12 protein-coding genes are annotated in these 11,665 nt (G+C 41.6%); 3 read left to right on the top strand and 9 right to left on the bottom strand.

Translation table 11 applies throughout. From position 1 onward, the window contains the following. The first annotated feature begins 26 nt into the window (after positions 1-26). The gene (locus tag IWX76_RS00660; protein WP_196857933.1) at positions 27-617 is read left to right on the top strand and encodes a dihydrofolate reductase family protein; all 591 of its coding nucleotides are present in this window, start codon (positions 27-29) and stop codon (positions 615-617) included. Between the two features lie 16 nt (positions 618-633). Here IWX76_RS00660 and IWX76_RS00655 read toward each other — a convergent pair whose 3' ends face one another. Beyond that, positions 634-2,367 carry a DUF4091 domain-containing protein gene (locus IWX76_RS00655; protein ID WP_196857932.1) on the bottom strand — a complete coding sequence of 578 codons (1,734 nt, stop codon included), beginning with the start codon at positions 2,365-2,367 and terminating at the stop codon, positions 634-636. A gap of 183 nt (positions 2,368-2,550) precedes the next feature. Between IWX76_RS00655 and IWX76_RS18000 the strand changes: the two genes are divergently transcribed. Beyond that, positions 2,551-2,676, top strand: coding sequence for a hypothetical protein (locus IWX76_RS18000; RefSeq protein WP_334640868.1), 126 nt, complete (start codon positions 2,551-2,553; stop codon positions 2,674-2,676). 11 nt (positions 2,677-2,687) lie between these two features. Here the strand turns inward: IWX76_RS18000 and IWX76_RS00650 are convergent, their stop codons facing one another. Continuing rightward, entirely contained in the window at positions 2,688-3,203 is a 516-nt protein-coding gene (locus tag IWX76_RS00650) for a DUF421 domain-containing protein (protein WP_196857931.1), read from the bottom strand. 177 nt (positions 3,204-3,380) lie between these two features. On the opposite strand from IWX76_RS00650, the gene msrA reads away from it, so the two are divergent. Continuing rightward, positions 3,381-3,872, top strand: a complete 492-nt coding sequence (gene msrA / locus IWX76_RS00645; RefSeq protein ID WP_196857930.1) for a peptide-methionine (S)-S-oxide reductase MsrA — start codon at positions 3,381-3,383, stop codon at positions 3,870-3,872. Between the two features lie 134 nt (positions 3,873-4,006). On the opposite strand, the gene IWX76_RS00640 is transcribed toward msrA, so the two are convergent. From IWX76_RS00640 to IWX76_RS00610, 7 genes are all read right to left on the bottom strand, one after another. Continuing rightward, positions 4,007-4,855, bottom strand: a complete 849-nt coding sequence (locus IWX76_RS00640; RefSeq protein WP_196857929.1) for an SDR family oxidoreductase — start codon at positions 4,853-4,855, stop codon at positions 4,007-4,009. A 49-nt stretch (positions 4,856-4,904) separates the two neighbouring features. Continuing rightward, positions 4,905-5,312 (bottom strand): Rrf2 family transcriptional regulator, encoded by a 408-nt coding sequence (locus tag IWX76_RS00635; protein WP_196857928.1) that lies wholly within the window; start codon positions 5,310-5,312, stop codon positions 4,905-4,907. A gap of 102 nt (positions 5,313-5,414) precedes the next feature. Further along, a complete protein-coding gene (locus tag IWX76_RS00630; protein WP_196857927.1) occupies positions 5,415-5,705 on the bottom strand; it encodes a hypothetical protein in 291 nt (96 codons plus the stop codon). 20 nt (positions 5,706-5,725) lie between these two features. Then, complete coding sequence (locus IWX76_RS00625; protein WP_196857926.1) at positions 5,726-6,862, bottom strand: PepSY-associated TM helix domain-containing protein; 1,137 nt, start codon at positions 6,860-6,862, stop codon at positions 5,726-5,728. A 2-nt stretch (positions 6,863-6,864) separates the two neighbouring features. Beyond that, the gene (locus tag IWX76_RS00620) at positions 6,865-9,267 is read right to left on the bottom strand and encodes a TonB-dependent receptor (protein WP_196857925.1); all 2,403 of its coding nucleotides are present in this window, start codon (positions 9,265-9,267) and stop codon (positions 6,865-6,867) included. Between the two features lie 138 nt (positions 9,268-9,405). Further along, a complete protein-coding gene (locus IWX76_RS00615; RefSeq protein ID WP_196857924.1) occupies positions 9,406-9,810 on the bottom strand; it encodes a DUF1801 domain-containing protein in 405 nt (134 codons plus the stop codon). Between the two features lie 189 nt (positions 9,811-9,999). Continuing rightward, complete coding sequence (locus IWX76_RS00610) at positions 10,000-11,658, bottom strand: RagB/SusD family nutrient uptake outer membrane protein (protein ID WP_196857923.1); 1,659 nt, start codon at positions 11,656-11,658, stop codon at positions 10,000-10,002. Positions 11,659-11,665: the final 7 nt, after the last annotated feature.

Here is an 11,665-nt window from a genome sequence, read left to right as displayed (position 1 = left end):
ATTTATAGGGCATAAACTCAAATCCTATGAGAAAGATAATTGTGTCCGAATTTATGACGTTAGATGGCGTCATACAAGCACCAGGTTCACCTGAGGAAGATCCATCCGGTGGCTTCCAATATGGCGGCTGGTCTGCACCTTATGATGACGAAGTTGCTCATCAATTTATGGAGAAACAGATGGAACCTGCAGATCTGCTATTAGGTAGAAAAACCTTTGATATTTTTGCCTCCTATTGGCCATCGCATGCAGATCAATGGCCTGGCATCAATGAAGTCACTAAATACGTCATTTCAACTACCAAGACTAGTTCAGATTGGGAGAATAGCTTATTTTTAAAGCATGTGGAAGATATCGAAAAGCTCAAGAAAACAGAAGGCACCAACCTTGTTGTTTGGGGCAGTAGTGAGCTTGTTCAATTACTACTTATGCATGACCTTATAGACGAACTATGGCTAAAAATTTATCCCGTGATGTTAGGCAAAGGAAAGAAGTTATATAATAATGGAGCCTTTCCTGCAGCTTTCACTTTATCAGAACATGTGGTTACAACCAGCGGTGTTATAATGGCAAACTACGTACGTGCCGGCGAAGTTACGACAGGTACTATGGCATAATTGCCCAGTCTAAACCCTATTTATTCAGCAATGGTTTCACTTTTTGAAGCATTTCATCGGCGGTAGTTTCAGCCAATACTTTGATTTCAAAACCTGCCAAAGCCTTATTAAGTTCATTTAACTGCACCGTCTGTTTATTTTTTAGGTAAGATGCTTTTAACTGTTTTATTTTTTCAAAGTCTTGCGCCCCTTCCAGTAGTTTCTCAAACCTGATTGAACTCAAGGGTCCAGGATAAACCATATAGGTATCCCCTGCTGGCCAGGTAATAAAACGACTATCTTCCATAGGATTTTTTGTCCAGCTGTTATAAGCCCACCTTAAATAACCATCCATGTTTTTACTTGCTGTATACCAGCCTATCCACACCCCTTCAGCAGGAGGTGAAAAAGTAAAGCCATTTGGGTAAGGCTCCGTGCAGCAGGTATACCAGGTGCTTATTTTACCGGCTTTCTGGCGTTTTGCTAAAGTAGCTGCCGGGAATTGAAATCTAGAAGCAATGCAATAAGTATCGATATCATTTTCTATCTCCTCATGATAATCGCCAGCCAGCGCAATTTTCCAGTCTTTATCAGTCTCTTTTAAGAGTTTGATGACGGCTTGCATGGCTTTCATCGGACGTTCATCCATGGCGATATAAGTTTTGTCAAACCACCCTTTCTGTTTCAGGTGTTTGGTGAAATCAACCAGCATGGTTTTCCAGAACACATTATAGGCTGGTGTTCCAATGGCATCTTTAAAAACCACTTCTTTTTGCAATTGTTCATCGTAATAGGTGAAAGCAATTTTCCAGGGAACCATACTGTAACAGTTGATCCGTTCTGTAATACCGCACTCCATTACAAATGTTATATATTTATCAAATAAGCTGTAATCATAAGCCCAGTTGCCATCTTTTTTCTTGGTCCATTTAACTAAACTTGGGTAATCATCGTAAGTCTGATGGCCCCAGGGCTCGTTAACAATGCTTGCGGTAATGGTTTTCTGGCCAGCGCTGGCCAACATCTGGTAATATTTTTTCATGGATGCGAAATGTTCCGGGCTCCATAGTGGCACATTGTGTACACGGGCTATCGCTGCAGGATGTTGCCAAAGGTCTAAATCATAGGCCCATTCATTGGCTGGCGGAAGCATTTTATTAATTACCTGGATGGTGAATGGCATGCTGTAATCCCGATCAGCATTGATGTTAAGGGTACCCTGGTAGTTTCCGGGGCTGGTATTAGCCGGCACCATTACACTTAGCCAAACCGGTTGAGTGTTATTTTTAGCAATGCGGAGTGCTGCTGTCTTCGTATCAATGACATCTGCCACCAGGGAGGAATCAAAATCCTGCGGTTTCCGATGTCCACAACCGGCTGAGTATTCATCGGTCATCACATATTTCAAAAATCCAGCAGAGATATTACTTTTAGGGATTATATGGCCCTGGCTGTCTTTTAAATCACCCACCTGCAAACTTATGTTTTCGACGTTTTTGTTTGTCCAAATGAGCACTTGCGCATGTACTTTCTCCCCTTTCCAGGCTTTTGTTTCCCAGTCTGACTGTTGTTTTCCTTGTGGAGGCAACTCTTTTGGAAACCTGACATTGGATGAAGCAAAGCTGGTGTTTAATCCATCAGACACAGCACCCCAAGCTTTGGCCAGGATCTGCGCATTTATTACAGGCTTTTTCTGAAGGGCTAAACTTACATCTTGCCCAAGGGCATGAAAAGAGAAAAGCGTTAGCAAGACAATACATAATTGTTTCATCTCCCTAAAGTAGCCAATAAGTTAATAAGGGTCAACGATTATTGAATTACCATATTTACGCAAGCGTTTGATATGATGTAACATTTCTGATGGGTTATATTTTAAGCATTGTTTGTCCCGATTTTGAATCTCGATTGTCTTATGAGTATATCAAATAGAATTTATTAACTTAAAAAGAAAATTATGAAACAATTCTTGTTGCTCATTCGTGAAAATGCTGATTATGGTAACCTTTCTATTGAGGAGATGGAAGCCACCAAAAAATATAACAGACCTAAACTTCATCAAGGAAAAAATAGCAAAGATTAACACAGTTTAAGTTAGCCGTTTTCCAGGTCTTTTAAGGAAGTATGGCTTACGCCTTGAGATTTTTTGATGACAGTAAGTTCTCCATTTAATTCCATGACCACCGCTTCTACCTGATCTACGTCCAGCATTCTGAATTTCCTGATTTCGGCATAAATCTCTTCACGTGTAAGCACCTCTTTTTTCATGGCATCCTCAAGAAATTCTCCGCGGAAAAATACGATGGTTGGCGATGAATTGATCACTTTCTCCATGGTTTTAGATTCACGTGCCGTCCAAGCAAGCAGGTATTGCAAGCATATAATGATGGCTAATGCAACAGCGCCTTCCGTTAATGTTACTTTTCCAAGAATCATGGAGGATAGCGTAGAACCGAGGGTAATGGTAACCACAAAATCAAATGCAGTGAGCTTGGCAAGTGTTCTTTTTCCAGAGATCCGGATAAATAAAAATAAAATAAAGTAAGCGAGTATTGCGCATACACCTACATGCCAAAGGCTTTCCCAATTCTTGAAAATAAGATCTTTCATAAATTGTTAACAGCATTTACAGAGAATTGTTGGTTAACGTTGTTGTAATTTGAACATCGCCTTTATCCGTTTTGACTCCTATTTGATAATTCTGAAGGCTAAATAAGCGTATGTTTGTTAATGAAATACCAACAGAATTAAAAACAATCAAGCAAAATTTCATCTTTTAAATTAGATATGGAAAATTTAAAAAAAATATACATAGCAGGCGGCTGCTTTTGGGGAATGGAAGACCTCTTCCGTGTACGCCCAGGCGTCATTGACACCGAGGTAGGTTATTTGGGAGGAGAGAACGAAAACCCAACCTACCGCAACCACCCAGGACATGCAGAAGGAATAGAAATCACTTACGATGCCAACCAGACTTCGTATAAAGCGCTGTTGGATTACTTTTTCACCATACATGATCCCACCACAGTGGATAGGCAGGGAAATGACAGAGGATCAAGTTATCGGTCGACTATATTTATTCAGGATGATGTGGAAAATGAAGTGGCCGAAGAAGTTATTCAGCTAGTTAATGATTCAGGCAGATGGCCCGGTCCAGTGGTCACCACACTAGAGCCTTTCACCAAATTCTGGCCAGCGGAAGAAGAACATCAGGATTACCTGGTGAAGCAACCCAATGGTTATACTTGTCATTTTGAACGATTTGGCAGTTATCTGTAAGCGAGTTATTGGATAATTTCATGGCCATGAGACCTGCACATACAACTAGTTACATCAAAAATTATTAAATAATAGCTAAAAAAGGCAGGCCTGGTAATCAAGATGATTACGACAGGCCTGCCTTTTTTATAATTTTAAGACGCCACTGTTTTTTTCACCACTTCAGTCAAAGATGTGGTTGGACGGCCAATTAACTTAGATAGAACTTTGCCATCATCGAACACATCGCCCTTAGATATCCCCATGTCCCAACCCGCAATCGCCTGCGCTATGCCTTCAGGTAAACCGAATGATTTTAACAGACCTGCGTATTCTTCCTCCGGTAAGTTTTTGTAAGGAATGTCCTTCCCAGTCTGGCTGGATAATTCAGCAGCGAGGTCCTTCAGCGTATAAGTTTCATCACCTGCCAATTCATAAACTATACCATCCTGTCTTTCACTGGTCAACACAACCGCAGCAGCTTCCGCATAATCTTCACGCGAAGCGGAAGAAATCTTTCCTTCTCCTGCGCTGCCCACAAAAGCACCTGCAGCTAAAGCACCCGGTATAGATGCCGTGTAGTTTTCTGTATACCAACCATTTCTTAAAATGGTGTGAGGGATCCCTGAAGCTTTCAACATCTCTTCCGTTGCCACGTGTTCTGCGGCCAGACTCAATGAAGAAGTATCTGCACGAAGCAAACTCGTGTAAACTATCCACTTCACCCCCGCTTCCCTGGCTGCATTAATCACGTTTTCATGTTGAACCTTACGTTGACCGATTTCATTTCCTGAAATGAGCATCAAGTGATCAATGTCCTTTAAAGCATCAGCCAAGGATGCTGATTGTGCATAATCAAAGGCCCGTGCTTCAATTCCCAGGTCAGTAACTTTTTCTGGTGTCCGTACCAAGGCCACTAAACTGTCTGCATGAACACGCTGTTTTAATTTTTCTACTACCAGACGACCAAGTTGTCCGTTAGCTCCTGTGATTCCTATTTTCATATATTATAATTGTAATAAAAGTTGTTACATTTAGAGTCAAAAAAACGAGCTAAAATTGCTCAACAAAATCTTTTAAGGTTTTACCCTGGAGTGAAGTGATCACCAGTTGATCTGTTTCGACAGACAAAGTTGCCAGTTTTTCATTAATATCCTTTCCTACGGGGCATTTCGGATTGGGATTAAGGTTCTTCTTTCCCAGAACATCAGAATTCTTTACGGTTCTGTATATGTCTGCCAGGGTAATCTGATCACTCTTAACATTCAGCATCGTTCCCCCATCTTTACCTTTCCTGCTGGTTATCCAGCCTTGTTCCTGCAAGGCACCTAATTCTTTACGAACGATTACTGGGTTAATGTTGATGCTCTCTGCTATCCAATCAGAATTCAACCATTCTGTTGGGTATTTAGCCAAAATGGTTAAGATATGGATGACCGTAGCAAACCTTGTATTGTTCATGTTGGGTACAAAGATAAAGAAAATCCTAATTGTAACAAGTTTTATTACAATAAACTTATTATACAAGTTTAGGCAATGCGAAAATCAGATAATTACTATTATTTACCGCGAATATTCTTGCACCAGCATGTCCCATTCTTCTGCTAATGAAACCTTTGGCCTGGTCTTGCCTGCCCTTTTATACCAATAATCTGCATTCCAGTTATCACCTTCCTTACGGTGCAGGTAAGCATGGATATGGGCCGAGCGCTGGTCTGTTAATTGATCAATTAAATCGTGTGCAGTTTTCCAATCACCAGATGCATCATACCACAAGGCCATTACATGCAAAGGCAATCCGGCAGGTAAGCGTGCATCATTTATGGATTGTTTGAAATCATTGACATCAATCATATTTCAAATATAACGAAAATCTATTTAGACTTCCTGAACTTGTTGTACCACATGATATAGCCCGTAACAGGCATACCCGCACAGATCAGTGAAATCAAAAAAGCAAACATTTTGGTAGGCATTCCGGCATAAGCTCCGGTATGTAGGTCATAATTCATCGTGCGAAATTTTTGTCCGCCTTTAACATCCTGATCACCATAATTCAGTAGCAATTTACCGGTGTTACGGTCAAAATAATACCATTCAAACAGGTGGGTACGGTTTTTGGCGAGCCTTACCTGCACGTCAAGAGGATCTGTTTCTTTATCACGGAAGCGGACAGAAAAAACGTCGGCAGTGCGGTGTCGTTGCAAAAGATCAGCGATGGCACGATCAGCGGCGCTCAAGTTATAATCAGGATGAGGAGTAGATAATGGGATCTCGAGTTTTTTGGCTGCCTGTCCACCATTGGCCACATACTGAACAGAATTGTCTGCCCAATCGAAAACAAATACCAGACCTGTTACCGCAATAAGCGCAGCCGGAATCAGCATGTAAAAGCCAAAAACATTATGCAGGTCATAGATCAGGCGTTTCTTGCCTACGCTCAACTTTAAGGCAAGTCCTCGATTAAAAGCCTTTTTCTTCCACTTACGTGGAAACCAGAGCACCAGGCCACTGATCAGCAATACAAAGAAACACAAAGCAGAGGTTCCAGTAATGATCCCCCCTACGGTATCGCCCAAGAGCAAGTTTCTATGCAAACTCAGCATCAGCTGGAAAAACTCATTTAAGGTGTCTTCTATATGGACTACTTCTCCAGTATAGGGATTCATATAGACCCGGTAGTAGTATTTGTTGTAATTCCAGTAGCCTATACCTTTTTTGTCGGTCAGGGTAGCACGGAAAATCCAGGTGCGTCCACCAGAGGGATATAGCTCACTGCGCGTAATCTTGTGTTCCGAACCAATGGCCTGCTGTGCACGATCTCTAAGTTTTGTGAAACTTTGAAATTTACCCTGTTCAGGGACCGCTACATACATGCGGTCCTGATAAAAGTATTCTTTAAGCTCATCAGAAAATACATTGATACAACCGGTTACACTGATGATCAATACAATTAAACCAGTGATTAACCCCAGCCATTTATGAACCCAAAAGAATACCTTTCTGGCCATGCCTAAAAGTTGTAGCTAAGATTCAGGCTCATGGTCGTACCATTGCCACGCACATATTCCGCATCGATGGCACGGTACTGACTTACCACCGGATAATAATCATTGTTTAACAAGTTTTCTACACCCAAACCGGCAGACCACTGGGTATTCAGGCGGTAAGCTGCCGAAAAATTGAATAAGTTAATCTGCTTAACGGGGCCTTCGCTATTTGCATATAAATTATTTGCACGCACATCAAAGCGGTCGCGGCTGCCAGTGTTTACCCAAAGCAACTTTAGATCAAGCGAAGTCAACGGACGGTAGCCGAGGTAAGCGGTGGCTTTTGGAGGAGCAATGCGCAAGCCGTTCATGTACACTTTAGCACCATCTTCCTGTTCAGCTTTGCCCTCCACATAAGAGTAGCTGGCGCCTAATGTCCATTTGTTGTTGAAATAAACATCTGCAGTAATTTCATAACCCTGAATACGTTCAGGTTCGCGCTGTGCTACCAGGAAACCGCCCACATCCACCAGGTTGGCACCCAGGTTAGAGGTACTAATGTAGTAAGCAGCAGTTAAATTGACAATGCCAAGCCTGCTGCTGAAACCTGCCTCATAGTTATTAGTGATGATCGGATCTGTTGCAATACTTTCCAAGGTACTGCTTGTTGCTCTGCGAAGGATACGGCCAAGTTCATTGATCGCAAATCCCTGAGAGAAACTTAGGAAGGGATTGAAAATATCATATTTGTTATAGCGTAAACCCGCATTAAAGGTGGTGGCATTATAGGGTATCTCACCCCCTGTTACAGCAGTGCTGCCAGCACCATTGTCACCAGTAGCGATGGTATTAAAATCCTTTACTTTAACCTTTGCATTCTCATAACGTATGCCTGCTTTCAAAACGAAGTTAGTCATCAGGTCAACATTTAACTGTGCGTAGGGCGCCAGATTTATCATGTCCATATCAGGAATGTAAACGCGACCGTCGGTAAGTACCTGGTTCGTGCGGTCGTTTAGTAAATCGAGCCCGTAGGTTAGTTCTCCCTGCCCAAAATCACCAAGTTTCCATGGCGTGTTTAATGTTAGTCGTAGCCCTTTTTTGTATGACTGGATTTTAGTTTGCCCCGGTCCAAACCAGGCTGTTCCTTTCTCTACATAGCGGTTCATGGAAACGAAGCTGTTCAGGTATGCCGAAACATCAAGTGAGCTGGCTAAGGGTAAGTTATTATTACGGTAGGAAATTAAAGCATTATGATTATACGGTGTTCCTGCCGCCTCACCTGGATCCTCTCCTTTTACACCTATCGATGGCGACATGCCGTACTTGCCAGGTACATTGATGTAATCGGTTTGCTGCACGCTTCTAAAAAGGTTGTACGAAGCCACAATTTCACTATGCTCATTTGGTTTGTAAGCCAGTTTTGCAAAAGCGTTATAAAGTGAGTTTTCACCAAGCCCATCAGGTTGCGAGTTTACATTTCCTTTGGCATCCTTTAAAACGCCGGTATAATTATATGTACCGTTGACTACATAAGAAAACTTGTTCACCGTTCCTGAGAAACCCTGAGAAATGCGGTAACCTAACGTATTTGATGGGTGTGCCAGATTTCCGTTGAAACCCATGCTGGTTGTGCCACTAAATGCGCGGTCTGCAACAGGTTTTTTCGTGATAAAGTTAATAATGCCGCCTGCAGAGCCGTTTCCGTAGATAGAGGTTGCCCCCTTAATCACTTCCACCCGTTCTATGACAGCAGGGTCAAGTGTACGGATATCACGGCTGCCGTTCATCAAGGGTGTTGACTGCGGGATACCGTCTATTAAGACCAATACTTGTCTTCCGCGAAGTGTCTGACCTGAATTTGTAGCTTTATTATTAGACGTTCCCAGTCCGGGGATGGTGTTTCCAAGGATGGCCGCTATTGATGGATTAACGTTGAGTTGTTCCTTGATATCGCGTGCGGTAAGAATGCTGACAGATGAAGGAACGTCTTTCAGACTTTCTGGTTTTCTACCTGCGGTAATGATCACTTCTGATAAATCATTTCCTGTTTGGAGCACAAAAGAGATTTTTGTATTGCGGTCTGTGGTAACCTGTACCTCTCTTGTTTCAGTTTGATAACCTACAAGACTAGCTGTGACACGCTGGGCGCCTTCAGATAGGCCATTAATGCTAAATTTACCCTGATCGTCGGTCTGGCTACTTTTACCACTGTTTACGGTGAGGGTTACGTTGCTAAGTAAACGGCCATCTACATCCGTAACTGTTCCAACGATAGAAAGCCCGGCACTACTGCGCTCTTGACCCCTAACAACAGCTGACTGACAGAAAATAAAAACTAAAGAAAAGAATAAGGAAGTTAGAAGTTGTCCACGTAAGGATCTGATGTTCAGATCAACTGGTAAATTATGTATAAGATGCGGCATGTATCGCTTTTGAGTGATTTGCTGCAAATATATTCTTATTTAGATTAATTACAAATTATAGACAATCATATACCTATTTACTAATGTCCATATCATGAAAATAAAGCGTCCTTGCATGTGAAGCCTAATCGCAGAAAATTATTCCTCATCATGATCCAGGCGGATTAAAACGCCTTTTCTCTTCACCAGGTTTTTGTAATCCCACTGAATTTCCTTAGACTTCACCAACCATCGGGTTACATCATCAACGTTGATCTGCTCAGCAGAAGTGTACGTTATTGACGCGTCTTTAAATTTGCCAGTGTTTATCTTTAGATCGGGTTCATCAAAATCAGCGCCGCTCCAGAACATCAAACGGACACCTGCTTTAAGTTTACTGTAACCAACAATTGGATTTCCATTAATAAACCAAACCGGGTGAGCATGCCAGATTTTACTCTCCCCTGCGTCAAGGTAATTGTTGATTTCAACAGATAACCTATTGCAAACTTCCCGGTCTGCAAGTGATTGCGAATCATTATAAGCTTGGATCTCCTTATTCATAACATCGGTTTTTAGTTTAGCTTTACATCCATTGTGAATCGCATCAGTATATGCTTTTACAATATAGAATCTACGATTAGGTAACAATATACTTAATATAGAGTTTCTTAAGCTGAAAGCTTTGGTTTTAAAAGTCATTATCATAAAAAAAGGGCCGCTTGCGGCGGCCCTTTTAACTGTTTTTAATGCTTAGTAGCTAGGATTTTGTTTCAAAGCCCCTTTACTTAAATCTATTTCATTTTGTGGAATAGGCTGGTATTCATTTTTACCTGGAACAAAAGCGGCTACCGTTAAATAGCTTCTTTTTGTTTTTTCAACAGCCAGGTAATTATTAATAACGGTTGCTGCTTCACCCCATCTTACTAAATCAAAAAAGCGGTGGCCTTCTAAAGCAAACTCCAATCTTCTTTCCATTTTTAAGGCATTCACAGCTGCAGTTTGGTTAGCAAAAGGCGCAGTGTATTCGCTAATTACATAACTAGCCGCATCACCACCAGTTAATTTCTGAACTTTTCTACCATCTCTTGCCCTGCGGCGAACCTGGTTAATAAACTGGCGACCAGTTTCCAGGTCTCCTGTTTCAATAGCAGCTTCAGCTCTCCAAAGCAACACATCAGCGTACCTGATCACATAGTAATTTAAATCATTTGTGTAAGGATTTACACGCAACCAGTGTGAAGATAAAGGAGAAACCAAACGTTTTTTCAAACTATATGGACCATAAGTGGCTAAATCTCTAATCCATGCCGTATTGTAAGTTTCAGGTAAATCTAAAAAAGGAATTCCCTGACGGGCAAGCGTATGGTCAATTCTAGGATCCACATTATCGGTAGCCGTTAAATCAACATTATCTCCTACAGGTAAACCAGTAGCCGTTGTTTTATAACTGTTCACCAGGTTTTGCGATGGACGCAAGAAACCATATTGAGCACCTGGCCAGTATGGACCACCTATTGGGAATAATCGGTCACCAATAGAACCATTATAGCTGTTTGGAGAACCATCATTGATGGAGTGCTGAACGGCAAAAATAATTTCCCTTCCATTATCATTTTCAGGTGTAAAGGTATCAGAGAAATTAGGCATTAACGTATAATTTCCTTTGGTAATCACCTCATTTGTCGCTGTAATCGCATCGGCCCATTTCTTTTGAAAGATATATGCTTTTGCTAAGTAAGCCCATGCCGAGAATTGTGTAGGTCGGGCAGGCTGCGCTTGCGTCAAAGGAAGTACCGTAGTACCCGCTTTAAAATCATCCTCAATTTTAGCCCAAAGTTCTGCAGAACTTAAATCGTTAGCCACATAATAATCATCGTTTTTGGCGGTATTTTCATCAATATAAGGAACATTGTTATAAATCTTCTTTAAATCGAAATAGAAATGGCCCCTTAAGAAACGCATTTCAGCAATACGCTGTGCACGCAATACATCATCGTAGCCTGTTGCTGCTTTAATTAATTTGATCGCTTCATTCGCTCTGTTGATTCCTTCAAAACAAGCCATCCATTTTCTTTGTGCATCAAGAGATGTTGCATCAACCGTAAAGGTTTCCATTTTATGGATGTTATTCTGATCTCCAGTACCCCCGCCGCCTTTATAGGCATCATCAGAAGTAACATCACCAAAAGACCAATTGGAAGCTGGCGAGTTAAACGCATTGGAAGCCTGATCTATTTGTCCGTTAAGCACACTGTATGCCCCAACGATAACGGTTTCTACCCCTCCTTTTTCAGCCAGCTGATCTTTAGAAAGTTCGCCTAGCGGTGGAGAATTTAAAAAACTTTTTTTGCAAGCCATGTTCGAAAGAACCAGGGTCATTGCTATGCAGGTAATTATCTTAAATTTCATAGTATTA

It is taken from the genome of Pedobacter sp. CAN_A7 (genome assembly GCF_015752175.1).
GTDB lineage: Bacteria > Bacteroidota > Bacteroidia > Sphingobacteriales > Sphingobacteriaceae > Pedobacter.
This window is presented reverse-complemented; position numbering and strand designations above follow the sequence as displayed.

Coding starts and splice junctions, on each gene's coding strand:
- IWX76_RS00660 (WP_196857933.1), top strand. CDS start 27: ATGAGAAAGATAATTGTGTCCGAATTTATGACGTTAGATGGCGTCATA.
- IWX76_RS00655 (WP_196857932.1), bottom strand. CDS start 2,367: ATGAAACAATTATGTATTGTCTTGCTAACGCTTTTCTCTTTTCATGCC.
- IWX76_RS18000 (WP_334640868.1), top strand. CDS start 2,551: ATGAAACAATTCTTGTTGCTCATTCGTGAAAATGCTGATTATGGTAAC.
- IWX76_RS00650 (WP_196857931.1), bottom strand. CDS start 3,203: ATGAAAGATCTTATTTTCAAGAATTGGGAAAGCCTTTGGCATGTAGGT.
- msrA (WP_196857930.1), top strand. CDS start 3,381: ATGGAAAATTTAAAAAAAATATACATAGCAGGCGGCTGCTTTTGGGGA.
- IWX76_RS00640 (WP_196857929.1), bottom strand. CDS start 4,855: ATGAAAATAGGAATCACAGGAGCTAACGGACAACTTGGTCGTCTGGTA.
- IWX76_RS00635 (WP_196857928.1), bottom strand. CDS start 5,312: ATGAACAATACAAGGTTTGCTACGGTCATCCATATCTTAACCATTTTG.
- IWX76_RS00630 (WP_196857927.1), bottom strand. CDS start 5,705: ATGATTGATGTCAATGATTTCAAACAATCCATAAATGATGCACGCTTA.
- IWX76_RS00625 (WP_196857926.1), bottom strand. CDS start 6,862: ATGGCCAGAAAGGTATTCTTTTGGGTTCATAAATGGCTGGGGTTAATC.
- IWX76_RS00620 (WP_196857925.1), bottom strand. CDS start 9,267: ATGCCGCATCTTATACATAATTTACCAGTTGATCTGAACATCAGATCC.
- IWX76_RS00615 (WP_196857924.1), bottom strand. CDS start 9,810: ATGAATAAGGAGATCCAAGCTTATAATGATTCGCAATCACTTGCAGAC.
- IWX76_RS00610 (WP_196857923.1), bottom strand. CDS start 11,658: ATGAAATTTAAGATAATTACCTGCATAGCAATGACCCTGGTTCTTTCG.